Raw genomic sequence first — 23,293 nt, forward strand, 5'->3', positions numbered from 1 at the left:
TTATGCAGTTACGTTTAGGTTTAACCCTTGCACTTTCAGTTTTAAGTTTGGCTGGTTGTAGCACCTTGAGTAATACGCTCAGTATTAACAATGGTTCTTTAAACTATAAAAAGTCGAACGATCAAATCGAACCCTTAAAATACCCTGAAGGTTCAATGGCTCGACCTGCAACACCACTGTATCCTGCACCGATTATTGACCCACAGGCATTACAACATGCGCCTGATTATGAAAATAAAAAAGGTAACCGTTTTGTTATGCCACGTGCGGGTGAGGTCGTTCCGAACCGTGCCTTGACTGAAGCTCAAGATAATTATCCAAAACCTGTGGTTTTAGTTGACGGAAACCAAAATCCGTTACTGAAAGTTACAGGTAAATCTGATACAATTTGGGCGTACACGCTTGCAACACTAAGCAGTCTAAATTACAGCGTGATTAGCCAAAGCCAAACACGGTATGAAGCAACCATTAAGATCGATGATCATACCTATGTCTTAAAGCTTTCCGCTGTTGGTAAAACCAATACCCTCGTTTTATTTAATCCTGATAACAGTTTTGCTGATCAGGCTAAAGCGAAAGCATTGTTAGACCAGATTTCTCAAAATTGGCCAGCCTAGTCACCCTAGGTATATTTTTGAAAACAGGTTCATCCCATGTTAAAACAAACCTTGCTCTATACAGGTAAAGCAAAATCTGTTTATGAAACAGATAGTCCAGACCACTTGATTTTAGTTTTTCGTGACGATGCTTCGGCGTTCAACGGCGAAAAAATCGCGCAACTAGATCGTAAAGGCAAGGTGAACAACCGTTTTAACGCCTTTATTATGGAAAAACTGGCTGCTGCTGGTATTGAAACTCATTTTGAGAAATTGCTTACACCAACAGAAGTGTTAGTGAAAAAACTTAAAATGATTCCTGTAGAGTGCGTGATTCGTAACTATGCAGCGGGTTCTTTATGCCGTCGCTTGGGCATTGAAGAAGGTAAAGAGTTAACTCCTCCTACTTTCGAATTGTTCTTTAAAGATGACGCGCTTGGTGACCCAATGGTCAACGAATCTCAAGCGATTGCTTTAGGTTGGGCAACTGCTGAACAACTTGAGAGCATGAAAGAACTGACTTATAAAGTAAATGACGTTCTTAAAGCTTTGTTTGATCAAGGTGATATGCTTTTGGTTGACTTCAAACTTGAGTTTGGTGTGTTCCATGACCGTATCGTACTTGGTGATGAATTCTCTCCAGACGGTTGCCGTTTGTGGGACAAAGAAACGAAGAAAAAACTCGACAAAGACCGTTTCCGTCAAGGTTTAGGCGGTGTTGTTGAAGCTTATGAAGAAGTTGCAGCACGCTTAGGCATTAACTTAGAAGATATCTAAGTTTAAACTGCAAAAAACCGAGTCTTATGGCTCGGTTTTTTATTATCCATATAAAATAATTTTAATTTTCAAAATCCTACAACTTATACACCACAATATTTTTTAATTTATAAGCAAAGCAATGAAAAAAAAAATTTTTTAAATCCCTCTGCCTAGGTTTCATCCCTTTCATTTACCTGACAGGCTGTCAAACTGTTTCCAACGCCACACATAAAGTGGGAAATATAGTCGGACTTGCGAAAGAAGAAATCCCACAAGCCAACAAAAAAGGCGTGGTTGATGTGAGTGATAGTAATATCAGCCAGCTAGAACAACTCACTGAAAACCTGCCAAACGATCAATGGTCTTATATTGAGAATAAAAAACAGGACATTTATGACCTGAAAAACAAGGCAAAAACAGGTGATGTTCTCTCGCTTAAACTCAACTGTAATGTGGTGAGCCAAAAGCCAACGTTCTCCATTGAGAATAGTGATGGCCAAGTCGTTCTTAAAGCCTATGACGAACAGGCAGGACAAATCCAGTTTCTGCTCGACAATAAAAACTAAAGCAATATTTTTGGATTAGGTCAGGCAAAACAGCTGGCTGCATTTAAAACTCAAGTTTTACATGCCAAAGTCATCAAAATCTATAATCAGGGCAAACTTTATAGCTTTAACAATCACAAAGCCGAACTGCTGAGTAAGCCCGTGTCCTGTAAAACAAATTCAACTTTGAGATAATCAAAAAGATTGCCAAGGAATCTTGGCAATTTGGTTTACTGTTGCTGCTGTTCTTGCTGCCAACGACGCTGTTGCAAACGTTCGCCTTCCACTTCTCGCTTATTGCGAGCTGACTCATACAACTTTGTGCCTTTAAGTTCTGGTGGCAAATAATCCTGCATGACAAAATGCTCTGGATAATCATGTGGGTAGAGATAGTCGATACCATAACCCTGTTGTTTCATCAGCTTGGTTGGTGCATTGCGTAAATGTAATGGCACAGACAGGTTTGCAGTTTTCTCTGCCAGTTCCATAGCACGGTTAATTGCCAAATAGGTACTGTTACTTTTGGCACTGGTCGCCAAGTACACCGCACATTGCCCCAACAGAATACGGGCTTCGGGCATCCCAATCACCTGCACAGAGCGGAAACACTCCCCTGCCAGTAACAGTGCATTTGGGTTGGAGTTCCCAATATCTTCCGAAGCTGCAATCAGCATACGGCGTGCAATAAATAACGGGTCTTCCCCGCCTTTAAGCATACGTGCCATCCAGTACAAAGCTGCATCTGGGTCACTACCACGAATCGATTTAATGAATGCCGAAACCAAATCATAATGCTGCTCGCCCGACTTGTCATAACGTGCAATGTTTTGCTGAGCAACACGTACCACCAGTGCATTATTGATATGATTGTCTTGCTCTGGCTCAAAGGTACTGGCAATTAAATCCAGTAAATTAAGTGCCTTACGTGCATCACCTGCTGCAAACTGAATAAGCGCATCAAATTCATCAATATAAATCTGACGGTCTTTTAAAAAACGGTCTTGCTGTAGTGCCTTATTTAATAAACTTTCAATCGCTTCATTGGACAAGGCATTTAAGCTATACACCTGACAGCGTGACAGCAAAGCACTATTCACCTCAAAAGACGGATTTTCTGTGGTCGCGCCGATTAAGGTAATTTTGCCTTTTTCGACTGCACCCAATAATGCATCTTGCTGAGATTTATTAAAACGATGAATTTCATCAATAAAAACCACAGGTGTCAGTAAGTCACCACTTTCCGCGATCACTTCACGGAGTTCTTTGACGCCAGTATTCAGTGCCGACAAGCTGATAAAAGGACGATCCACTGCTTGAGCCAAAAGTAAGGCAATCGTGGTTTTTCCAACACCTGGCGGCCCCCAAAAAATAATTGAAGGTAAATGTCCCTGATCAATCATCTGGCGTAAGGGCGCACCATCTCCCAGCAAATGTTCTTGCCCAATAATTTCAGACAGATCACGGGGACGCAAACGCTCGGGTAATGGAATTTGGCTCTCTGACATGCGGTTTCAATTCATTGTTTTGGCTTTGCTATAGTCTACAAGATTGAAATACCCATTCAATAGCGTTGTTCTGTGATTACGTCGAGCAACGAGGCTGGAAAAACTTCACCATGCCTCAAGTCGGGATACACCACCAGTTTGACATCTGCCCCTTTACGATGCAGTTGTCGCACAATCTCCCGATTTTGATCAATTAATTCATCAATCTGCTTGTCTTGGTCATCAGCCGCAACAGGGGTTTGTACGTCACCTTCAATAATTGATAAATGCTTATGCTGTAACTGGGCAGGTGTTGCCTGATTCAACATCTGCTGAATACGGTCATTTTGCCAGTGAATCGAAGGACTTGCCGCAAAGTAAGACTGGAAATAGTTGCTGTTTAAATAAGTATCTAACACAAACAACCCACCATAAGAATGTCCCCACAACGCAGTCCGTTGCGGATTAATCTGTGTCTGCTGATTGACCCACGGCACAATCTTATCTAATAACAGTTGACGGAACTCGGCACTCCCACCCGTCATCCGTTCAGGGTGATTGGCATCAGGCTGTAACTTGCCTGAAGCATCGGCAGGCGTATAGTCCTGAGCACGGGCATTCACGTCATAAGGCAAATTGCTTTGATAACCCACTGCCACCAAAACAGGTGCATCCGACTTACTCAGTTGTTTCAAGACATTTTCCTGAAGATGTGACATTGCAGAATTGCCATCGAGCATATATAGCGCAGCATAACCTTGGGCTGGCGCAGCATGTTTAGGAATTCCGAGCCACACCCGATAGTGTCGCTGGCGATCTTTCGAGTCAAATTCTAAAGTTTTAAACTGATAAACAGCCGAACCTGTTTGGGCAATATTGGCAGGTAACGGCTGAATATTGGGACGAGCATTTGCCGTGATGCTACTAAAACCAAGCAAGCAACCCAATAAGATGCTGCCTGCCTGAGCTGAAAATTTCATAATGATCGTGCTACAAAACGAGATGTTTTGTTTTATCATTATTGAGAATCATTATCAAATAATTTTAATTAGAGTGCTTCAATCAAACTGTACAAATCCGCTTGCGCATCTTCATTGCCTTGCTTTGCGGCTCTTGCTAGCCATTTCAGCGCTTGCTTGTTATTTTGGATAACGCCAATCCCATCGCGATATAAGCAGCCCAAATTATACTGAGCCAGCGCATTATCTTGCTCTGCGGCTTGTGAATAATATTCAACGGCTTTCTTACTGTTTTTCACCACTGCATAACCATGCAGATAAAATGTTCCCAAGTTATTCAATGCATTTGGCTCACCGAGTTTCGCTGCTTGGCTATACCATGAAAATGCCTGATGATAATCTGGAATCTCTTTTTGATTTTCATAAAGATAGCCAATATTGGTCATTGCCTGTGCTGAGCCATGCTGAGCTGCTTTGCGATAATAGGCTAAAGCTTTTTTTAGATCCTGTTCGACACCCTCGCCATCGTCATACATGAGTCCAAGGGCATATTCTGCATCTACATTGTCCTGTTTTGCTGCCTTTTCATACCACATAAGCGCCTGATCAAAATCTTGTTCAGTTTCATCATCACCGTAATAGTAGATATCGCCAATTTTATTTTGCGCTTCAGGATTACCTTGTTTAGCGAGTTGTAAAACCTGTGGAGCACTCATTTCATCAAAATCGATTGCTGCATATACAGGGTTGCTCAAAAAGCCACTGAGCAGAGTTACTAAAAATAAGTTTCTAATTTTATTCATAAAAATCCAGTTAATATCATCAATTTGCTTTATTTTTCAGTCATTTTAAGGCAGTTTTTCATTCAGAAATAAAAAACGCACATAGTTTACTGCAATTTAAGTAAAGCTGCATTCTCCCCATCTTCAATGACCCACAAATCTCCTGTTGGCGTTTGCAGTAAGCCACGAATCCGCTGTCCCATTTCAATCCTTTCCAGTTCCTTAATCGGTTTCTGCTGAAGATCGACCACAATAATCGACTCTGAAGATAAACCTCCAATCAATGCCTTTCCTGTCCACTGCGGAATACGTTTACCTTGATAAATAATTAAACTTGAAGGAGAAATCACTGGTGTCCAACTCACGACTGGAGCCTGAAACTCAGGACGAGTACTATGCCGTGGAATTTTAATTCCTGAATAATGATCACCATTAGACACCAAGGGGTAACCATAGTTCCGACCTTTATGAATTTGATTTAACTCATCGCCGCCTTTTGGCCCCATTTCGACTTCCCAAAGTTGTCCTTGGCTGTCAAAAGCAATGCCTAAAGGATTACGATGCCCCCATGACCAAAGCTGTGCGGCTGTTCCACCTTGGGCATATAACGGATTATCTGAGGGCACTGAACCATCGGCATTGAGGCGTACAATTTTCCCCAAATGGCTTTGTAAATCTTGGGCTGGGCTAAATTGCTGACGTTCACCTGAGCTAATCCACAACTTACCATCTCGGTCAAATAGCACCCGATAAGAAAAATGACCATGACCACGTACTTTAGGCTGTTGTGTCCAAATACGTTGCCGATGTAATAACCGTGGTTGCTGCGCCTGTGACAAATCTAATTCAGCACGATCGACCACTGCGCCAGTTCCCTGATCAGAGCTTTCAACATAACTAAAATAAATCAAATGATTACGCTGAAAATCGGGATGTAAAACAATATCTCCCAAACCGCCCTGTCCTGCATCTACCACTGTAGGTACGCCTGCAACACTCAATATTTTTTGGGTTGCGGGTTCAAAGAGTTTAATTGCCCCTGCCTTTTCTGTGACGAGCAAACGTCCATCAGGCAATGCCGCCAGTGCCCACGGCGAATTAAAATAACTGACTTTTTGAAAATGCAGTAAAGTAAACTTAGAATTACGGGTATCGTCAGGCTGATCAAAATATTCCTTGAGCGCTTTTAACTGACTAAAATCTGATGAACTACAGGCACTCACCAGCCACCCAACTGACATAAATAGTAAAAGATGTTTAAATCTTTGCATCGATACATCCTTCTCACAAAACACTTTCATGCATCTTGCGATGAATGAATTTTTTATATTTTTAGCCTTACTCTGCATCCAGCTGATGTAAGGTTCTAACAATATTACAATCTTGTATGCAGGCTTGTGAATTACAGCTTTGACGTAACTGCTGTAATTGCTGACTAAATTTTTGTAATTGCTGAATTTTCTCCTGAATATGCCCCAAATGTGCCTCAACCAGTTCATCAACCACTGCGCAGTTATCTTGAGGATGTTGTAACAGGGTATTCATCTCTTGTATTTCCTTGAGTGACATTCCCAATTCTCGGCAGTGCCGAATAAAAATCAACTGCTGTAAAGCCTGATCATCATAATAACGGTAATTGTTGTTGGCGCGCTGTGGTGCAGCAAATAACTGCTTTTTTTCATAAAATCGAATGGTATCGGCTGAAAGCTTCGATTTTTTAGCGAGTTCACCAATGCTAAAAAACATACACACCTCTCTTGACCTTAGAGTTACTCCAAGCTTTTAAATCAGTGTATGCAGATTAGACAGGATTTTCAAATGGCAGGTTGTCAATGTGAACATCATACGCCGAAACAGGCACGATCAAAAAAATTTCGCAATGCGCTATGGATTGCATTCTTCTTGAATCTCAGCATGTTTATCATTGAAGTTGTTGTTGGCGTAAAAGCAGGTTCAACAGCACTTTGGGCAGATGCGCTAGATTTTGCAGGAGATGCTTTTAACTATGCGATTTCCATTATGGCACTGGGTATGAGTCTCTATTGGCGAGCCAGTATTGCATTGGTTAAAGGCATCACTATGTTCGCTTTTGCTGTACTGATCTTGGTCAAGGTGGTTTGGGCTTACTGGACAGGGCTTCAGCCTGAAGCCATAACGATGGGACTGATCGGATTATTGGCTTTGGTTGCCAATGTGCTGAGTGCCCTTGTGCTTTATACCTTCCGCGATGGCGATGCCAATATGACCTCGGTGTGGCTCTGTAGTCGCAATGATGCGATTGGAAATATTGCTGTGATCTTGGCTGCTATCGGTGTTTTTGGCACACAAAGCAGCATTCCCGATCTTGTTGTGGCTGTTGTCATGGCCAGCTTGGGCTTTAGCTCAGGTTATCACGTTATTCAAAAATCCCGTGCCGAGCGCCAAGCAGCCAAAGTGACTTAGCGTAGTGCTCCAATATAATGATGTGGAACTTCTTCTTTATTAATCACAGGATGGCTGATTTCTTCAGCCATTGCTGGATGAGTTGCGGTGACAGGTGCGATAAATTTCACTGTTGGAATATGAGTTGGTGCTGTTCCTGTTGCCAATACGCTTTCTAAACGTAAACCCAAACGATGTAGTTCATTATCTCCTGTGGATAAAGCAAGTTTAACCACCTCTTCTGCATACTCTAAATTATGCTCCAGATAAACCACATCAATCACGCGTCCAGCAACGCGTCTTAAACGCACATACAACTGTGTGGCTAGATCAAAGATTTCTTTCTCAACTTTTTTATCTTTGCTTAACATCGTTTTCATATTCATCTCCACAGTCTGATTCAAGTGAGTGCACTGAATCTATTTTTTTTATGCAACACATTAAGGCACATGCTCGCCATGTTGCGCTAAATCTAATCCGATCTGTTCTTGTTCAGCATCGACCCGTAAGCCAATGACCTTCTTAATCACAAATAAAATAATGATTGAAACCACAGCGCTATAAATGAAGGTTGTGACTGCACCAATAACTTGCACAAGTAAACTTGCATCCAAACCTGAGATCTGTTTTTGTGCAAAAATACCTGTCAAAATCGCACCGACAATGCCCCCTACACCATGAATACCAAAGACATCTAAAGAATCATCGGCTTTGAGTAAACTTTTGAGTTGGGTTGCACCCCAGTAACAACACACGCCTGCAATCAAACCAATCAGTAAACCACCTGTCATATCCACAAAACCCGATGCAGGGGTAATCGCCACCAAACCTGCTACCGCACCTGAACATGCCCCCAATAAAGTTGCTTTACGACGACTGATATATTCCACCAATAACCAAGTCAATGCAGCGGCTGCGGCGGCTAATTGTGTCACCAACATCGCCATGCCTGCGCGACCATCGGCTGCCCCTGCTGAACCTGCATTGAAACCAAACCAACCCACCCACAGTAATGCTGCACCAATAAAGGTATAAATCAGGTTATTGGGGAAAAATGGTTCTTTACCATAGCCTTGTCGCTGACCCAGCATATAAGCACAGGCTAAACCTGCTGCACCTGCATTGATATGAACTACAGTACCGCCTGCAAAATCCAAAGCACCTTTTGCTGCAAGCCAACCTGTTGGCTCCCAAACCCAATGGGCTACGGGGACATAAACCAGTAAAATCCAGAAAAACATAAACCAAAACATCGCCGAAAAACGCATTCGTTCTGCAAATGCCCCTGTGATTAATGCAGGGGTAATAATCGCGAAAGTCATTTGGAACATGATCCAAACCGTTTCAGGAATGCTCGAAGCAATATGGCTCACCGAAATCTTGCCATCAATTGCATCGAAAACTACGCCTTGTAACATCACGCGGTCAAAGCCCCCAATGAAGGCATTATTCGGTGTAAATGCAAGGCTATAACCCACTACAGCCCATAACACACTGGCTAAACAAACAATGACCAAACTTTGTAATGCAGTTGCGATTAAATTCTTTTTGCGTACCATTCCTGCATAAAACAATGCAATTCCGGGAATAGTCATCAGCAATACCAAGGCGGTGGATGTCAACATCCACGCGGTATTACCACTATTGATTTGATCTAAATTGGTGACATAAGGGGCAGTTGCTGCCCAAGTCATACTCGAACTTGCAAAAAAGCCAAGTAAGATGAGTAGAAGATGTTTGATATCGCGATATTTATACATTTACCCCCCATGACACTGTTGCTTAGAATATTGGAAATTTCACAAATTTTATATGTATAAAAATCAAGCAAAATCTAAGCCAACAATTTAAGGAGATGCTTTTTTAACCGCTATTTTATTGTTTTTATTTTAATTTTATCTCACCCAACGAACCACATATTCATCAAGCTCATCTTCATGGATAAATTCTTCTGAAATACAGCGCCCCGCAACTGACTTTTTGGCTTTAATCACACTTTGCCGTGATCCTGTATTTAAATAGTGCCATGAAGGTAAGTTTTTACCCTCATAAATGCGTCGATAGGCACAACTAGAGGGTAACCAATGAATTGTTTCTAATTTTTCTAGGGTTAAGTGAATACAATCTGGCACATGTGTTTGGCGATGAATGTAATCTGAACATTGTCCTGTTGTACAGTTCAGTAACTTGCACGACACTTTTGTATAAGCAACTTCATGGGTATCTTCATCTTCAAGCTTCAATAAACAACATAAGCCACAGCCATCACACAAGGCTTCCCATTCCTCATTTGACATTTGATTTAATGGATATTTCTTCCAAAATTGAGGGCGTAGCGACATCAGCAATTCAGCCTAAAAACAACAGAGTTTCAATTATAGCATGGCAACAAGCGACTTAAATTTTATCAACATAACTTACAGAGTGATGCTAAAAGCCGTGTGAAAGTTGCACATTTTATGCACAAAGCAAAAACAGTCATGCAAAATCATAGTGCTAAACTGACTTCACAGAATAAAAAACTTAAGGAGAATCATCATGTTTCGTTGGGCAATTATTTTTGCTGTGATTGCACTGATTGCTAGCTTACTTGGATTCGGTGGTGTAGCTGGTTTATCTCAACAATTCGCCATTATCTTATTGGTTGTTGCTTTAATTTTGGCAGTCATCGGCTTCTTATCACGAGGTCGAGTTTAAGAAACTACAGCCAACATGTTGAACAAGAAGAGAAGCTAAAGCTTCTCTTCTTGTTTTTAATCTTTCCATGTCTGTAAACGATTCAACCAGACACTGAAACGCTGATAACCCGCAGGAAATAACCGCTGCAAAAAGTCTAAAATCTTGGCATCTGCACCAATCAAGACACGGCGTTGGTTACGGCGTATGGCTTTTAAAATTTGTTTAGCAGCTTTCTCAGGGGGCGTTCGCAGCAATTTTTCAAAGTCTTGCTGAGTACCATCTGTTTCAATGCCCAAAGTTTTTAAGCTTTGGTTAGAACGTGCTGATTTTGCAATATTCGTCCGCACTCCGCCTGGGTGCACACATAAAGCACTGACCCCACAACGCTGAATATCTAACTCCTGTCGTAAGGCTTCCGTAAATCCACGCACTGCAAACTTGCTGGCATTATAAGCTGACTGGGTAGGCTGAGCTGCTATTCCAAAAATACTGGAAATATTGACAATATGACCCTCTTGAGTCTGCTTGATATAAGGTAAAAACTCTTTGGTGCCATAGACTACCCCCCAAAAATTAATATTGGTAATCCAAGTCAGGTCTTCATAACTCGCACCCTCAACCGTCGAAGCCAATGCCACGCCTGCATTATTAAAAATCAGATTGACCTGTCCATGTTCACGTACAGTTTGCTCTGCCCAATATTGAACTTGCTCACGTTCTGCGACATCGACCATGTGCGTTGAAATCTTCACGGTGGATTCTTTCAATAATGCTAAGGTCTGTTGCAAACCTGCCAAACTAATATCACTCAAGGATAAATGACAACCTTGTTGTGCAAGCAAAATTGCCAACTGCTGACCAATACCTGAACCTGCACCTGAAATTGCAGCCACTTTTCCTTGAAAATTTTTCATTACCATCTCGATCTTGTACTTGATTACCACCCGCGTCATCATTTAGTCATGTGGTGATCAAGATTTTGTCACAAATATTTTTTAAAATTGCAGATACCTATAATCTGCTGCAATGATACTGTCATAATTAGTCTTTGTAATACTGAGCTATATACAAATAAAGCAGTGATAGGATTTGACCTTGTGAAAGAGGACTACATTTTAATCGTCGATGATGAATTACCGATTCGTGAGATGATTCATACATCGCTCGATATGGCAGGTTTTCAGTGTCTGCAAGCCGAAGATGCCAAACAGGCTCATCAAATGATCGTTGATCAACGCCCTGCCCTTATTTTACTTGATTGGATGCTACCAGGGGGAGTCAGTGGCGTAGATTTGTGCCGTCGTTTGAAACGCGATGAAACGCTGTCTGAAATTCCAGTGATTATGCTGACTGCTCGTGGCGAAGAAGACCATAAAGTTCAAGGTCTCGATGCAGGTGCAGATGACTACATGACCAAACCATTTTCAACACGGGAACTGGTTTCACGGATTAAAGCGGTTTTACGTCGTTCTAATGCGTTGAGTGGTGAAAAAGTCATTGATGCCAATGGGTTAATCTTAGATCCAGTGAGTCAGCGCGTGAGTTTTGCTGATAATATCTTGGATATGGGACCGACAGAATATCGCTTACTGGCATTTTTTATGACGCATCCAGAACGTGCTTATACGCGTGCTCAACTCCTAGATCAAGTCTGGGGCGGTAACGTTTATATTGAAGACCGAACCATTGATGTCCATATTCGTCGCCTGCGCAAAGTACTCGAACCTTTTGGTGTTGATCGCTTCGTACAAACTGTACGTGGTACAGGTTACCGTTTCTCAACTCGTGCCGATGCTTTAAGTTAGTTAGACCACCTTTATGTATGAACCGTACCCCACCCCAGAAATTAGCCACGAACATAAAAATTATCGTTATAGCAGTTTATGGGACTATGCTAAGCAAGACTTACGGATTTTACTGTTTTTCCTGATTATTGCGAGTCTAGTTGGCTTTGGGATCGGTCATTTTTGGGGATGTATTGCAGCTGCATTTATCCTGTTTGTTGTCATGCAATTACGCGCCTTGTATTTGGTCAATGACTGGATTGCCAACCGCCCCTATGAAGTTCCTCCCAATCTCAATGGAATTTGGGGGGCATTACTGTTCAATATCTATCGTTCCCAACGCCAAGAACGTGTCGTTCAGGCGGAGATGGTGGGTTTGATTGATCGTGCCCAGTCCTCCTTGGTTGCACTGGCTGAAGCCGTGGTACTCACTGATGAGCTGCATCAAATTGAATGGTGGAACCCTGCAGCCGAGCGCTTACTCGGCATTCAGGAGCTGGATCGGGGGCGTAATATTTTGGGTATTTTACGCCAGCCCGCTTTTGTTGAATATTTCAATAATATGGAACAGCAACCCGATGGAATTAAGCTGAAATCTTCTTTGCATGAAGATCGTTATGTACAGATTAAACTGACCCGTTTTGGTTTAGAAAGTCGCTTGGTTGTGGCTTATGATGTGACGCGTGTACATAACCTTGAACAAATGCGTAAAGATTTTGTCGATAATATTTCCCATGAACTACGAACACCACTCACCGTGTTAAGTGGTTATTTAGAAACATTTACCGATCAGGAAGACTTCAATCCACGCTGGAGACGCCCTTTTGAACAGATGCAGGCTCAAACCAAACGCATGAATGCCTTGGTCAATGACTTGTTGCTGTTATCCCGTTTAGAAAATGATAAACAGCTCGCCAAAAATCAAATCGTGGACATGCCTAGTCTGATGAACCAACTTTTTGATGATGCCCAAGCTTATAACTCTGAATATAGCCATATCCTCAATCTCGACATTGACAGTCATTGTGATCTGATCGGTTCAGATGTTGAACTGGCGAGTGCTTTTGGTAATTTGATTACCAATGCAATTAAATACACCCCAAAAGGGGGTGTGATCACCATTGGTTGGCATGACGATCAGGAACATGGTTATTTTACCGTAGAAGACAATGGCATCGGGATTGATCCAAAACATTTACCACGGTTGACCGAACGTTTTTACCGTGTGGATAGTGCACGTAGCCGCCAGACAGGTGGTACAGGTTTAGGTCTTGCGATTGTCAAACATGTTCTGATGCAGCATGGCGCACATCTAGAAGTAGACTCTAAACCTAATCAAGGCTCATGCTTTAAAGCGGTCTTTCCCAAAGAGCGCCTCTGTCAAGCTGAGGCATAAAGCCCTACACTAGCAGGCATGAAAAAGTTTTATATTGTGATTGGCGGTCTATGTGCTGCCCTGCTTGTATTTTTACTGATTCAAGCACAACAACCCGATGCCGATGAAATTGCACGCTATCAAGCAATTTTATGTTTTGTGATTCGGCAGCCCCAAGCACCGCATGATCTGCAACAACTTCGAGCCAAAATGCGCCAAATTCAGCAAGGCAGTATCCCTGACTATGCTTTTCAGCAGCCAGAATTTAGGAGCACTTTAGCGAATCAATGGATCGAAGCTTATTTTGCTTTATCTAAAACTCAACAAACTCAGGCTCGTCGTTCCTACCCTGAATGTGTTGCAGCTTTTGCCCAACAACGATAATCCACAAAAAACGCAACCCTCTAGGTTGCGTTTTGATACCGCTAATAACAGCAAATTACAGCGCCTGCCCTAAGCGTTCGCCCATAATCACAGTTGATTCAGCCTTGAATTGAGCATCCCATGCCATGGTATTTGGTTCAAATAAAATAATCGCCGTTGAGCCTAAATAGAAGCGCCCCAACTCAGCACCTTTTTGTAGTTCAAGCTGATGCTGCTGCAAGTCTAAACGACCATTGGGTTTCACCTTACCTGTTGCAACGGTTTCAATACCCGCCACAATCATCGCACCGACAAGCACCACGGCCATCCGTCCAATTTCGGTATCGAACAAACACACCATACGTTCATTGCGCGCAAATAGATTCGGTACATTTTCAGCAGTCACCTGATTCACTGAGAACAATTCACCAGGTACATACAAGGTTTCTGTTAAAGTCCCTGCAAAAGGCATATGCACGCGGTGATAATCACGCGGTGACAAGTAAACTGTTGCAAATTGACCTTGTTTAAACGGTGCAGCCAGTTGTGGGTCACCCACCAACTGCTCGACCGAAAAGCTTTGTCCTTTGGCTTGGAACACTTCGCCATCGGTAATCTGACCAATCTGCGAAATAGCACCATCGGCAGGGCAAACGATACTGTTCAGGTGAGTATCGACCTGACGTGTTCCCTGTTTTAGAGCGCGTGTAAAAAATTCATTAAATGATTTGTACTGTAATGGATTGGTTTGCTCTGCAATCGACAAATCAATATCGTATTTGGATTTAAATGCCTGAATAACAATATTTTTTATGATAGGGTTTTCACTTGCAGCAACTTTTCCGACCACACGGCTAAGTTGATGCTGTGGAACAACTCGTTGTGCCTGTAAAAAAAGACGTTTCTTCAGTTGTGATGTGAGGCTCAAAGCGGTTTCTCTCCCGTAACTATTGGACTATCGGGGCGATTTCCCCACTCACTCCATGCACCATCGTATGCGCGAATATTCCAATTCAACAGGCGACCTAAAATATAAGCCAATCCTGAACGGTGGTGTGATTGGCAGTACACCACCACTGGCTGACTAAAATCAAAGCCCAATTGCTGCAAACGTTGCTGTATGTGTTCTAAAGTACGTAATTTTAAATGATTTTGACGATTAAGTGCAGTACTCCATTCATAATGCAATGCATGTGGAATATGCCCCCCTCGACGTGCGGCTAAACGTAGCCCTGTATATTCATCCACAGTACGACAATCCCAAAGCTGAATCTGCTGATTGTGAACTAATTCAATGAGTTGATCATATTCAATTCGGACTTTAGCTGCCTGTGTCAAATCAACTTTTAAGCGTTGCTCAACCACAGGCAATACATCGACCTCAGCCGTCGTTGGTAAACTTGCAGCTAACCAAGCATGAATTCCACCATTGAGTAAGCTCGTCTGCTCAAAACCCAAACAGTGTAGATTCCACAAGAAACGTCCTGCCCAAGCTCCCCCTTCATCATCATAGGCAACCACATGATGTTCAGGTGAAAGTTGTAAATATTCAATCAATTGCTCTAGGCGCTCAACATCTGGCAACATGCCTGAAGCCAATTCATGCTGCTGAACCAGTTGCTGAGGTTTAAGGTGAATCGCATGTGGAATATGTAGCTGTTCATAGACAGATCCACGGCTTAAATCCACAATTCTGATGTGCGGATTGCCTAAATGTGGGACTAGGTCTTCGGCTTCAATCAATAAAGGCAATTTTAATTCAGAAGTGGCGGTCATTTTTATTTGGCTCAAGGCGTACTGAAACTCGATCAGACTTGATCATAACATAGGCTTTTCCTGCCGATTTATGATTTTTTATGCAAGCATTGTGCCTAAGATTCACAAGACACAATGCTCAAATCGACAGTTGAATCTGGCTGTTTAGCTCGACACATCTTCAACCTGAAAAACCTGACGTAAATAAGCAAGAAAAGTATCATTATCAGTCATGGTTTTACCCGGACTATCTGAAATTTTGGCAACCGATTGCCCGTTGCATTCCACCAGTTTCAGCACGATATTCAGTGGTTTAATGCCCATATCATTGGTCAGATTGGTTCCTATCCCAAAACTGACTTTGAAACGGTCTTTAAAATACTGGTGCAAATCCCATGCACGTTGCAAATCCAACCCATCACTAAAGGTTAGCATCTTGGTTTTACTGTCAATTTTTAGCTTTTGGTAGTGGGCATAAGCTTTATCACCCCATTCATACGGGTCGCCACTGTCATGACGCAAACCATCAAACAATTTGGCAAAGTACAAATCGAAATCACGCAAGAAGGCATCCATTCCGACCACATCGGTCAAAGCAATGCCTAAATCACCACGGTATTCTTGAACCCATGCTTCAAGTGCTGCTTTTTGGAAATTACGCAAACGCACATCCAATGCTTGAAACGCTTGCAAAAACTCATGAGCCATCGTACCGATTGGGGTGATGCCCAGTTCTTTCGCCAACATCACATTACTGGTACCACGAAACACATTCGGCGCAGCCTGATAAAACTCTTCAACAATATGCTTATGCCATGTCAAGCTATAACGACGACGTGTACCAAAATCAGAGACTAAAAATGGACTGTCATCGATTTGCTGTTCGTATTGTTTTAAGAGCTGCAATTTGGCTTGTAAACGGCGCTCACCTTCAGCCAGTACCTCTTCGGAATGAACGCGTTTGAAATATAGTTCATTGACGATCGCCAAAACAAAGATTTCAAACATCAGAGCTTGTACCATTGGCCCTTCAATATGGATGTCGAGGCGTCCCTGATCATCTATCCCTGCACGAATAAAACGGCGTTTAAGTTGGAATAATTCTAAATAGTCGACAAAGTCACTTTTGATAAAACGCAAATTGCGCAAATATTGAAGTTCATCATCCTGAAAACGCAGCTCACACAAATAATCAAGCTGCTCATTCAAATCGTCCAAAATATCTGTCAGTGGATACACCGTATCTTCAAGATTACGGCAACGGAATTGATAAACACTATGGGTTTGCGGGAACTTATGTAATACCACTTGTAGCATGGTAAATTTATATAAATCCGTATCAAGCAAGGATCGTATTATTGGTTCCATATCGGTTAGATCGTTTTTAGCTCAAAGCATTAAACCACATTTTTATCAGCAACTCAGCGTGCGTTTTAGCAAACTATGATAAAAAACTCGCAAATTCGCTGCATTTTTGCCGAATTTATCGCCACAACCATTTCTGTAAAAACATTTCAAAGCCTGAAAGAAATGTTTATAGTCTGTACTTTTTACGAGTCATTCCAAGCATGCGTGCGTTATTGCAGCGGGTCAAATCGGCTAAAGTCATTGTCGATGAACAAATTACAGGTGAAATTCAACAAGGTATTTTGGTATTTCTAGGTCTTGCTCAACAAGATAACTTGGATATTGGCAAAAAGCTGATTGATAAAATTTTAAAGTATCGTATTTTTGATGATGAAAATGGCAAAATGGGCTGGAATGTAGCGCAAGCTCAAGGCGGCATTTTACTGGTTTCACAGTTCACCCTGATGGCACAAACTCAAAAAGGCTTACGCCCAGACTTCGGCCCAGCCATGCCACCTAGCGCAGCCAAAGCATTGTATGAGCAACTGGTTGAATATACCAAGACCCAATACCCGCAAGTTGAAACAGGCATTTTTGCTGCTGACATGCAAGTCCACTTGGTCAATGACGGCCCTGTGACATTTAACCTTGAAGTGCTTTAAACATAAAAAAGCGCTCAAATCTGAGCGCTTTTTAGTATGATTATCAATTATTTGCCTGTCTTTTGGCGAACAAACTGACGAACCTGCTTAACTTTGGCTTGTACAGGCTTAGGCAATTGTGGTGGCAACAGGCGTGCAACCTTATTAAACCAGACCAGTAAACTAAAATCCCCTTCCATTTTAATGCTGCCGTTTTGCATGCCTGTCATAAATGCCGAAGGTTCGCCTTTAATTAAGGTCTTTACGCCTTGATCACTATCAGCAAATTGTAGGGTAAAGTCAGCAGGCTGAGGCGCACCCGCAACAGTTTCAACTTTACCATTGTTCACCAAAATCTGACGGGCAAAACCCGCATCTGTCGCAATCTGAATACGGATTTGGCGATCATGTGATAATTCAATAAATTTTGGTGAAGTTTTTGCAAGCTGTTTCATACGTAAAACAATGCTAACCACCAATAAATCAAGCGGATCAGTGCTGACATTCAGCAAAGGTAACTTTACAACAGGAATAGCAGAAAGATTCATGTGCATTGAGCGAGCCTATTTGTCATTTTATTCATCTTTAACGCATCGTATCATAACTTTGCAAATCAAGAACAAGGCTTTGTATAACAATTTTTAAGTAAAAAAAGAGCGTATTTTTCAATACGCCCGAGTTGAGTAACTGATTTTATAATTCTTCTTCATACACAGGTGTGTGTTCAATTAACCGACGGTTTGCCAATGCCTTTTGTGCAATACGATCTGCTCTTAAGAGTAATAAGGTGATTCCAATCATGACTAAACTTAAAGCGGTTAAATAACCATACGTCATTGGCAAGTGAAATGCATATTGCAGACTTAAACGGATGCTTTCAACAATCCCCCAGAATACCATTCCTGCACACATAAACCCCAACCAATGACGAAAAGGCGAGAAGAAAACAGCCACAAGTGCAATGCCAATCAGACTCAACCCAATAATGCTGGCAAAATTTGCTGTTAACATAAAAACCTCCGTCGATCACATAACTGTGAATAAACTACTGATCTATTTTTGAACATGCAGTCTAATCTAGGTCTCTGTTTCCATACTGCTTTATTTACATGTCCATCTTTGCATTATGCAAAGTTTTAAAAGAAAAAAAAGAGCTGATTTTGATTAAAGCGACATACCCTGTCGTGAATCTTGAGATGATGACCGATGCTGTTATTCACAAAACTTCACAAATATAAGAAATATATGGCTTTGGTTGTCATTACATAGCCAAATTTATTTTATGTGAACTCTATCACTTTTTACAAAAAAGTCTGACCAAACATAAAAATGTAAAAATTAAGAAATAAATATTTAATTTATATTAAAAAAGCACAACTCTAAAGTTGTGCTTTTTTGGAACGATGACAATTTTTAAGCACGATGCATATCTTTATCATGCACACCGAGTAAGTATAAAACACCATCTAAACCGACACTCGAAATCGCTTGATTGGCATTTTGACGAACCAGTGGTTTAGCACGGAAAGCCACACCTAAACCTGCGATTGACAGCATTGGCAAATCATTAGCGCCATCGCCAACAGCAATCGCCTGCTCCAATGAAATTCCCATATCATTGGCTAAACCACGAAGCAATTCTGCTTTGCGTGCGCCATCGACAATCGCACCTTTTACTTCGCCTGTCACAATCCCCGCTTGGACATCCAAAATATTGGCGTGAACTTCATCAATGCCCAATTTCTCTTGCAGATATTCAGCAAAATATTGAAAACCACCTGACAAAATCGCTGTTTTATAGCCTAAAGCTTTTAGAGTCGAGATCAGGCGCTCTGCACCTTCCGTAATAGTCAGGCGCTCTGCAATTTTAGGTAATACAGATGCATCTAAACCTTTTAGTAAGGCAACACGTGCACGGAAACTCTGCTGAAAATCGAGTTCGCCTTGCATGGCACGTTCAGTAATCTCAGCCACCTGTGCGCCCACACCTGCCTCAAGCGCTAACTCATCAATCACCTCTTGCTCAATCAGAGTAGAGTCCATATCAAAGCAGACCAAACGGCGATTACGACGATAAACATTGTCTTCTTGAACGGCTACATCGACATTCAGCTCATTGGACAAACGTAAACATGCCGCACGCATGGCCTGAGCATCGAGCATTTGCCCTTTCAAACCAAATTGTACACAAGCACGACGGTGCTGTTCTTCAGGTGAATCAAGTGACAAACGTTCTGATAAACGAGTCACAGTTTCAATATTAAACCCCTGACCTGACACGATTTTTGTCACTGCTTGCAGATCGGCAGCCGTCAGTTCTGGTGCAAATGCCGTCACAATATAACGGGTACGTCCACCTTCACTAACCCATTGATCATATTCTGCGTTGGAGATTGGTTTAAATCGCACAGTTAAGCCAATATCATGTGCTAAAATTAAAATCTCTTTCATTGCCAATGCTGTTGCCGTCTGATCTTCAGATGCAACCACGATGCCAAGAGTCAACTGATTATGAATCACAGCCTGACCAACATCTAAAATTTGTAATGAATGAGAGGACAAAACCTGCATCAATCGAGTGAACTGATTGGGTTGGTCGGGTCCTAAAAATGAAATAAGAATGATTTCTCGCATGGATGACTCAGTCTGAGCTACAACTATGCCTAGAATCATAATCGAAAATGAATTGAATTGCCTTGGAAGTTTACCTTGAATGCACCTAGACAAGGGCTATTTGCTAGCCTGCTAATTGTAAGTTTTGCATTGCAAACCTTTTTGCTAGTCATCGCAACCACACATCAACTCAAAGAAAATCGTGCAAATCAAGGTGAGTTGTTAACAACACAACTTGTTACAGACAGCTTGCATGAGCTTGACCCTGCAAACCGCGTTTCTTTAGCACTTCTGGTTGATCGTTATAAAACCAATCCAAGTATTGCCTCAATTCGTATTCTCGATGCTTCAAACCAAGTCCTCGCCACAGATGGCTTATACCGAACCCGTGAAGGTGAAGTCTTTAGTCGCGATGCTTTACAAAATGAAAAGAAAGTCGGACGTGTTGAAGTCACCCTCATCAAACCAAGCATTGGTGAAATTTTGCGTAGCGAATGGCTCGCCATTTTTATTTCTCTGATTTTACATTTCGCTTTATGGATTGCTTATCGTGCGATTGCCCGTCCAAGCCGTAGCGAATACTTGGCACGAGTCAATAATGAATCACGTTTAAAACATGAAATTCAGGCGCTCACTCAAGCGTTGGAACAGGAAAAACACAACAGTGCCGTGGTGATTGCTCAGGCACAAAAACAATCGAAAAAACAAGCCATCCCAACTAAATTACTGGCGAGTGAAAAATCTGATCGTCCTGCACATCCACATGCGTTAGCACTCAACATTCAATTTTATGACCCTAAACAATTATTGAGTACAGTGAGTCAAACCGTTTCTGTGCCTTATTTTAACTTGTGTCAGTTATTCTTAAAGAAAAGCATTGACTTATGTGTGCAACACTATGATCTGTCACCCGCAGATATCAATGTACAGCAAAGTTTTCAAGCAGATGGTGCAAACATTAGTATTGATGCGGAACGCCCAAAAGCTGTCGAATGTTTACTGATGATTGGTATGGTATTTCAGTTGCTCTCTGAAGTCCTGTATAAACGTTATCGCGAAGAAAAACGTTTTGTACTACAAACCCGCTGTGCCATTGCCAATGCCGTTGAAGATATGCAGCTTGATGCCACGCAAGCCGCAGCCCGCTTAACCCATCATTTAACTGCAAGAGAAAGTGCGCTGTATCTTCAAGAACAATATTTAAAACTGGTGAGCGATCATTTCCAATTGGTGGCATTACCAAATCCAAGCAATGTACTGACCCGTCACGCATTCATGATCAGTGGTATGAATAGTGAATGTGCCGAGTTGGCACAAAGCTTAAGAACCGAGATTTTAAAAAGTAAGAAATCACGTTCTAGCACCACTTAAATTGGGCACATTTTTAAACCTCGCCAATGTTGCGGGGTTTTTTTATGGTGATTTTACCTTGACATCATCAGCTTTAGCACCATTATAGAAATACACATCAGAAAAGCTGCTGTGGTTCCGCTTGGAAACATAGGCAATACTGCCTAAAAATTGCTAATATAAACAATTGCAACAATCGATCAGATTGTCGATCTAGGGTTAAGGTAGGACAGGATGGCGCTCAATACAGTTGAAGAGCTTATCGAAGATATTCGTGCTGGTAAAATGGTCATCCTTATGGATGACGAAGATCGTGAAAATGAAGGCGATTTAGTCATGGCAGCAACGCATGTGCGTGCTGAAGATATCAATTTCATGATTACCCATGCCCGAGGTCTTGTTTGCCTGACCTTGAGTAAAGAACGTTGTAAGCAATTGAATTTACCGCTTATGGTCGATCAAAACGGCGCACAACATGGCACCAACTTTACTTTGTCGATTGAAGCGGCTGATGGGATTACGACAGGTATTTCAGCAGCAGAACGTGCACATACCATCCGCACAGCGGTAGCAGCCGCAGCTAAACCAAGTGACATTGTACAACCTGGGCATATTTTCCCGCTCATGGCTCAGCCAGGGGGTGTTTTACACCGCGCGGGACATACTGAAGCAGGTTCAGATTTGTCACGTTTAGCAGGTTTAGAGCCTGCATCGGTGATCTGCGAGATCATCAATGAAGACGGCACAATGGCTCGTCGTCCAGATTTAGAAATATTTGCTGAAAAACATGGCTTAAAAATTGGTACAATTGCCGACTTGATTCATTACCGTATGACCAATGAACAAACGGTTGAACGTTTAAGTCAGCAAACCATTGATACTGAATATGGTCCATTGCAATTGTATCGTTATCAAGAGCAAGGCAGCCCAGACATTCATTTGGCTTTGGTGAAAGGTGAGCCAAAAGAAGGCACCACCGCCGTTCGTGTTCATGGTTTTAACCCAACGCGTGATTTATTAAAATTGAAAAAACAATCGGGCGAGTCTGCATGGACAATTGACCATGCACTACAAACGATTGCCAACAGTGAACGTGGCGTTCTGGTTTGGATTGGTCAAAAAAGCTTGCCTGACCTAGGCCCTGCTTTCGATGCATTAACTGCGCCAACGCCAGTCAAATCCAATGCGGCATTGTCACATCAGTATCAGACCATTGGGGTCGGCGCGCAAATTTTACGCGACTTGGGAGTGGAAAAAATGAACCTCCTCAGTTCGCCTTTACGCTTCAATGCCCTTTCTGGTTTTAACTTAGAAGTGGTGGAATATATTTCTGCCGATCAATCTTTTGGAAAATAATCGAGGTTGCTATGGCGATTCGCCGTATAGAAGGTTTATTACATCTCGCGAGCGAAGGCCGTTACGCGATTTTGGTTGCTCGTTTCAATAGCTTTGTGGTTGAACATTTGCTTGAAGGCGCAATTGACACATTAAAACGTCATGGCGTTGCAGAAGAAAATATCACGGTCATTCATGCACCTGGTGCATGGGAGCTGCCTGTTGTTGCGAAAAAATTGGCGAACTCTGCACAATTCGATGCAATTATTGCATTGGGTGCAGTGATTCGTGGTAGCACTCCTCACTTTGACTTTGTTGCGGGTGAATGTGCCAAAGGTTTAGGTGTTGTTGGTTTAGAGTCTAGTCTGCCTGTCATTAATGGCGTACTCACTACTGACAGCATTGAACAAGCAATTGAACGCTCAGGCACCAAAGCGGGCAACAAAGGCAGTGAAGCTGCTTTGACTGCTATTGAAATGGTGAATTTGTTAAAGGCAATTTAATT

Annotated in this window: 27 protein-coding genes; 12 read left to right on the forward strand and 15 right to left on the reverse strand. The window is 42.1% G+C overall.

Features of this window, described 5'->3' with window-relative positions:
• Positions 1-2: 2 nt before the first annotated feature.
• From LVY74_RS07975 to LVY74_RS07985, 3 genes are all read left to right on the forward strand, one after another.
• Positions 3-617 carry a lipoprotein-34 precursor (NlpB) gene (locus LVY74_RS07975; protein ID WP_151708393.1) on the forward strand — a complete coding sequence of 205 codons (615 nt, stop codon included), beginning with the start codon at positions 3-5 and terminating at the stop codon, positions 615-617.
• Positions 618-653: 36 nt separating this feature from the next.
• Positions 654-1,373 carry a phosphoribosylaminoimidazolesuccinocarboxamide synthase gene (gene purC / locus LVY74_RS07980; protein WP_111895899.1) on the forward strand — a complete coding sequence of 240 codons (720 nt, stop codon included), beginning with the start codon at positions 654-656 and terminating at the stop codon, positions 1,371-1,373.
• Between the two features lie 215 nt (positions 1,374-1,588).
• Entirely contained in the window at positions 1,589-1,921 is a 333-nt protein-coding gene (locus tag LVY74_RS07985) for a hypothetical protein (RefSeq protein WP_237814633.1), read from the forward strand.
• A 209-nt stretch (positions 1,922-2,130) separates the two neighbouring features.
• On the opposite strand, the gene LVY74_RS07990 is transcribed toward LVY74_RS07985, so the two are convergent.
• The 5 genes from LVY74_RS07990 to LVY74_RS08010 form a co-directional block, all read right to left on the reverse strand.
• Positions 2,131-3,405 (reverse strand): replication-associated recombination protein A, encoded by a 1,275-nt coding sequence (locus tag LVY74_RS07990; protein ID WP_237814634.1) that lies wholly within the window; start codon positions 3,403-3,405, stop codon positions 2,131-2,133.
• Positions 3,406-3,461: 56 nt separating this feature from the next.
• Positions 3,462-4,364 (reverse strand): alpha/beta hydrolase, encoded by a 903-nt coding sequence (locus LVY74_RS07995; protein ID WP_237814635.1) that lies wholly within the window; start codon positions 4,362-4,364, stop codon positions 3,462-3,464.
• Between the two features lie 68 nt (positions 4,365-4,432).
• Positions 4,433-5,146: a tetratricopeptide repeat protein gene (locus LVY74_RS08000; RefSeq protein WP_237814636.1), complete on the reverse strand. Its 714-nt coding sequence runs from the start codon at positions 5,144-5,146 to the stop codon at positions 4,433-4,435.
• An 86-nt stretch (positions 5,147-5,232) separates the two neighbouring features.
• Entirely contained in the window at positions 5,233-6,396 is a 1,164-nt protein-coding gene (locus tag LVY74_RS08005) for a PQQ-dependent sugar dehydrogenase (RefSeq protein ID WP_237814637.1), read from the reverse strand.
• Positions 6,397-6,463: 67 nt separating this feature from the next.
• Complete coding sequence (locus LVY74_RS08010; protein ID WP_237814638.1) at positions 6,464-6,871, reverse strand: MerR family transcriptional regulator; 408 nt, start codon at positions 6,869-6,871, stop codon at positions 6,464-6,466.
• A gap of 72 nt (positions 6,872-6,943) precedes the next feature.
• On the opposite strand from LVY74_RS08010, the gene LVY74_RS08015 reads away from it, so the two are divergent.
• A complete protein-coding gene (locus LVY74_RS08015) occupies positions 6,944-7,567 on the forward strand; it encodes a cation transporter (protein ID WP_151708387.1) in 624 nt (207 codons plus the stop codon).
• On the opposite strand, the gene LVY74_RS08020 is transcribed toward LVY74_RS08015, so the two are convergent.
• The 3 genes from LVY74_RS08020 to LVY74_RS08030 all read right to left on the reverse strand — a co-directional run bounded on the left by LVY74_RS08020 (position 7,564) and on the right by LVY74_RS08030 (position 9,888).
• Entirely contained in the window at positions 7,564-7,926 is a 363-nt protein-coding gene (locus tag LVY74_RS08020) for a hypothetical protein (RefSeq protein WP_237814639.1), read from the reverse strand. The genes LVY74_RS08015 and LVY74_RS08020 overlap by 4 nt on opposite strands.
• A gap of 60 nt (positions 7,927-7,986) precedes the next feature.
• Positions 7,987-9,240, reverse strand: a complete 1,254-nt coding sequence (locus tag LVY74_RS08025) for an ammonium transporter (RefSeq protein WP_442862783.1) — start codon at positions 9,238-9,240, stop codon at positions 7,987-7,989.
• 201 nt (positions 9,241-9,441) lie between these two features.
• Complete coding sequence (locus tag LVY74_RS08030; RefSeq protein ID WP_151708384.1) at positions 9,442-9,888, reverse strand: YcgN family cysteine cluster protein; 447 nt, start codon at positions 9,886-9,888, stop codon at positions 9,442-9,444.
• A gap of 196 nt (positions 9,889-10,084) precedes the next feature.
• Between LVY74_RS08030 and LVY74_RS08035 the strand changes: the two genes are divergently transcribed.
• Complete coding sequence (locus LVY74_RS08035) at positions 10,085-10,243, forward strand: DUF1328 domain-containing protein (protein ID WP_237814640.1); 159 nt, start codon at positions 10,085-10,087, stop codon at positions 10,241-10,243.
• 56 nt (positions 10,244-10,299) lie between these two features.
• Here the strand turns inward: LVY74_RS08035 and LVY74_RS08040 are convergent, their stop codons facing one another.
• Positions 10,300-11,139: an SDR family NAD(P)-dependent oxidoreductase gene (locus LVY74_RS08040; protein ID WP_151777943.1), complete on the reverse strand. Its 840-nt coding sequence runs from the start codon at positions 11,137-11,139 to the stop codon at positions 10,300-10,302.
• Positions 11,140-11,322: 183 nt separating this feature from the next.
• Between LVY74_RS08040 and phoB the strand changes: the two genes are divergently transcribed.
• From phoB to LVY74_RS08055, 3 genes are read left to right on the forward strand one after another with little or no spacing between them, the layout of a single operon-like run.
• On the forward strand, positions 11,323-12,030 hold the full coding sequence (phoB, locus tag LVY74_RS08045) for a phosphate regulon transcriptional regulator PhoB (protein WP_151708381.1): 708 nt from the start codon (positions 11,323-11,325) through the stop codon (positions 12,028-12,030).
• A 13-nt stretch (positions 12,031-12,043) separates the two neighbouring features.
• Positions 12,044-13,405 (forward strand): phosphate regulon sensor histidine kinase PhoR, encoded by a 1,362-nt coding sequence (gene phoR / locus LVY74_RS08050; RefSeq protein WP_151708380.1) that lies wholly within the window; start codon positions 12,044-12,046, stop codon positions 13,403-13,405.
• Positions 13,406-13,423: 18 nt separating this feature from the next.
• Positions 13,424-13,768: a hypothetical protein gene (locus tag LVY74_RS08055; protein WP_237814641.1), complete on the forward strand. Its 345-nt coding sequence runs from the start codon at positions 13,424-13,426 to the stop codon at positions 13,766-13,768.
• Between the two features lie 55 nt (positions 13,769-13,823).
• Here the strand turns inward: LVY74_RS08055 and asd are convergent, their stop codons facing one another.
• The 3 genes from asd to pncB all read right to left on the reverse strand — a co-directional run bounded on the left by asd (position 13,824) and on the right by pncB (position 16,870).
• A complete protein-coding gene (gene asd / locus LVY74_RS08060) occupies positions 13,824-14,675 on the reverse strand; it encodes an archaetidylserine decarboxylase (protein WP_237814642.1) in 852 nt (283 codons plus the stop codon).
• On the reverse strand, positions 14,672-15,523 hold the full coding sequence (locus tag LVY74_RS08065; RefSeq protein ID WP_237814643.1) for a sulfurtransferase: 852 nt from the start codon (positions 15,521-15,523) through the stop codon (positions 14,672-14,674). The genes asd and LVY74_RS08065 overlap by 4 nt, the downstream gene beginning before the upstream one ends.
• A gap of 144 nt (positions 15,524-15,667) precedes the next feature.
• Positions 15,668-16,870 (reverse strand): nicotinate phosphoribosyltransferase, encoded by a 1,203-nt coding sequence (gene pncB / locus LVY74_RS08070; protein WP_237814644.1) that lies wholly within the window; start codon positions 16,868-16,870, stop codon positions 15,668-15,670.
• 200 nt (positions 16,871-17,070) lie between these two features.
• Between pncB and dtd the strand changes: the two genes are divergently transcribed.
• Entirely contained in the window at positions 17,071-17,511 is a 441-nt protein-coding gene (gene dtd / locus LVY74_RS08075; protein ID WP_151708375.1) for a D-aminoacyl-tRNA deacylase, read from the forward strand.
• Positions 17,512-17,558: 47 nt separating this feature from the next.
• On the opposite strand, the gene LVY74_RS08080 is transcribed toward dtd, so the two are convergent.
• The 3 genes from LVY74_RS08080 to serB form a co-directional block, all read right to left on the reverse strand.
• Positions 17,559-18,038, reverse strand: a complete 480-nt coding sequence (locus LVY74_RS08080) for an SCP2 sterol-binding domain-containing protein (protein ID WP_151708374.1) — start codon at positions 18,036-18,038, stop codon at positions 17,559-17,561.
• Between the two features lie 145 nt (positions 18,039-18,183).
• Positions 18,184-18,501 carry an AciT family ciprofloxacin tolerance protein gene (gene aciT, locus LVY74_RS08085; protein ID WP_237814645.1) on the reverse strand — a complete coding sequence of 106 codons (318 nt, stop codon included), beginning with the start codon at positions 18,499-18,501 and terminating at the stop codon, positions 18,184-18,186.
• 402 nt (positions 18,502-18,903) lie between these two features.
• On the reverse strand, positions 18,904-20,124 hold the full coding sequence (gene serB / locus LVY74_RS08090; protein ID WP_151777950.1) for a phosphoserine phosphatase SerB: 1,221 nt from the start codon (positions 20,122-20,124) through the stop codon (positions 18,904-18,906).
• A gap of 75 nt (positions 20,125-20,199) precedes the next feature.
• Between serB and LVY74_RS08095 the strand changes: the two genes are divergently transcribed.
• The 3 genes from LVY74_RS08095 to ribH all read left to right on the forward strand — a co-directional run bounded on the left by LVY74_RS08095 (position 20,200) and on the right by ribH (position 23,291).
• A complete protein-coding gene (locus LVY74_RS08095) occupies positions 20,200-21,474 on the forward strand; it encodes a hypothetical protein (protein WP_237814646.1) in 1,275 nt (424 codons plus the stop codon).
• A 213-nt stretch (positions 21,475-21,687) separates the two neighbouring features.
• Positions 21,688-22,809, forward strand: coding sequence for a bifunctional 3,4-dihydroxy-2-butanone-4-phosphate synthase/GTP cyclohydrolase II (gene ribBA / locus LVY74_RS08100; RefSeq protein WP_237814647.1), 1,122 nt, complete (start codon positions 21,688-21,690; stop codon positions 22,807-22,809).
• Between the two features lie 11 nt (positions 22,810-22,820).
• Positions 22,821-23,291: a 6,7-dimethyl-8-ribityllumazine synthase gene (ribH, locus tag LVY74_RS08105; protein WP_004750191.1), complete on the forward strand. Its 471-nt coding sequence runs from the start codon at positions 22,821-22,823 to the stop codon at positions 23,289-23,291.
• Positions 23,292-23,293 lie beyond the last annotated feature (2 nt).

Source organism: Acinetobacter sp. ME22 (assembly GCF_022012315.1).
Classification (GTDB): domain Bacteria; phylum Pseudomonadota; class Gammaproteobacteria; order Pseudomonadales; family Moraxellaceae; genus Acinetobacter; species Acinetobacter brisouii_A.

Excerpts from the sequence above, each read along its gene's own strand:
- LVY74_RS07975 (WP_151708393.1), top strand. The coding sequence starts at position 3 with ATGCAGTTACGTTTAGGTTTAACCCTTGCACTTTCAGTTTTAAGTTTG.
- purC (WP_111895899.1), top strand. The coding sequence starts at position 654 with ATGTTAAAACAAACCTTGCTCTATACAGGTAAAGCAAAATCTGTTTAT.
- LVY74_RS07990 (WP_237814634.1), bottom strand. The coding sequence starts at position 3,405 with ATGTCAGAGAGCCAAATTCCATTACCCGAGCGTTTGCGTCCCCGTGAT.
- LVY74_RS07995 (WP_237814635.1), bottom strand. The coding sequence starts at position 4,364 with ATGAAATTTTCAGCTCAGGCAGGCAGCATCTTATTGGGTTGCTTGCTT.
- LVY74_RS08000 (WP_237814636.1), bottom strand. The coding sequence starts at position 5,146 with ATGAATAAAATTAGAAACTTATTTTTAGTAACTCTGCTCAGTGGCTTT.
- LVY74_RS08005 (WP_237814637.1), bottom strand. The coding sequence starts at position 6,396 with ATGCAAAGATTTAAACATCTTTTACTATTTATGTCAGTTGGGTGGCTG.
- LVY74_RS08010 (WP_237814638.1), bottom strand. The coding sequence starts at position 6,871 with ATGTTTTTTAGCATTGGTGAACTCGCTAAAAAATCGAAGCTTTCAGCC.
- LVY74_RS08015 (WP_151708387.1), top strand. The coding sequence starts at position 6,944 with ATGGCAGGTTGTCAATGTGAACATCATACGCCGAAACAGGCACGATCA.
- LVY74_RS08020 (WP_237814639.1), bottom strand. The coding sequence starts at position 7,926 with ATGAAAACGATGTTAAGCAAAGATAAAAAAGTTGAGAAAGAAATCTTT.
- LVY74_RS08025 (WP_442862783.1), bottom strand. The coding sequence starts at position 9,240 with ATGACTTGGGCAGCAACTGCCCCTTATGTCACCAATTTAGATCAAATC.
- LVY74_RS08030 (WP_151708384.1), bottom strand. The coding sequence starts at position 9,888 with ATGTCGCTACGCCCTCAATTTTGGAAGAAATATCCATTAAATCAAATG.
- LVY74_RS08035 (WP_237814640.1), top strand. The coding sequence starts at position 10,085 with ATGTTTCGTTGGGCAATTATTTTTGCTGTGATTGCACTGATTGCTAGC.
- LVY74_RS08040 (WP_151777943.1), bottom strand. The coding sequence starts at position 11,139 with ATGAAAAATTTTCAAGGAAAAGTGGCTGCAATTTCAGGTGCAGGTTCA.
- phoR (WP_151708380.1), top strand. The coding sequence starts at position 12,044 with ATGTATGAACCGTACCCCACCCCAGAAATTAGCCACGAACATAAAAAT.
- LVY74_RS08055 (WP_237814641.1), top strand. The coding sequence starts at position 13,424 with ATGAAAAAGTTTTATATTGTGATTGGCGGTCTATGTGCTGCCCTGCTT.
- LVY74_RS08065 (WP_237814643.1), bottom strand. The coding sequence starts at position 15,523 with ATGACCGCCACTTCTGAATTAAAATTGCCTTTATTGATTGAAGCCGAA.
- pncB (WP_237814644.1), bottom strand. The coding sequence starts at position 16,870 with ATGGAACCAATAATACGATCCTTGCTTGATACGGATTTATATAAATTT.
- dtd (WP_151708375.1), top strand. The coding sequence starts at position 17,071 with ATGCGTGCGTTATTGCAGCGGGTCAAATCGGCTAAAGTCATTGTCGAT.
- LVY74_RS08080 (WP_151708374.1), bottom strand. The coding sequence starts at position 18,038 with ATGAATCTTTCTGCTATTCCTGTTGTAAAGTTACCTTTGCTGAATGTC.
- aciT (WP_237814645.1), bottom strand. The coding sequence starts at position 18,501 with ATGTTAACAGCAAATTTTGCCAGCATTATTGGGTTGAGTCTGATTGGC.
- serB (WP_151777950.1), bottom strand. The coding sequence starts at position 20,124 with ATGCGAGAAATCATTCTTATTTCATTTTTAGGACCCGACCAACCCAAT.
- ribBA (WP_237814647.1), top strand. The coding sequence starts at position 21,688 with ATGGCGCTCAATACAGTTGAAGAGCTTATCGAAGATATTCGTGCTGGT.
- ribH (WP_004750191.1), top strand. The coding sequence starts at position 22,821 with ATGGCGATTCGCCGTATAGAAGGTTTATTACATCTCGCGAGCGAAGGC.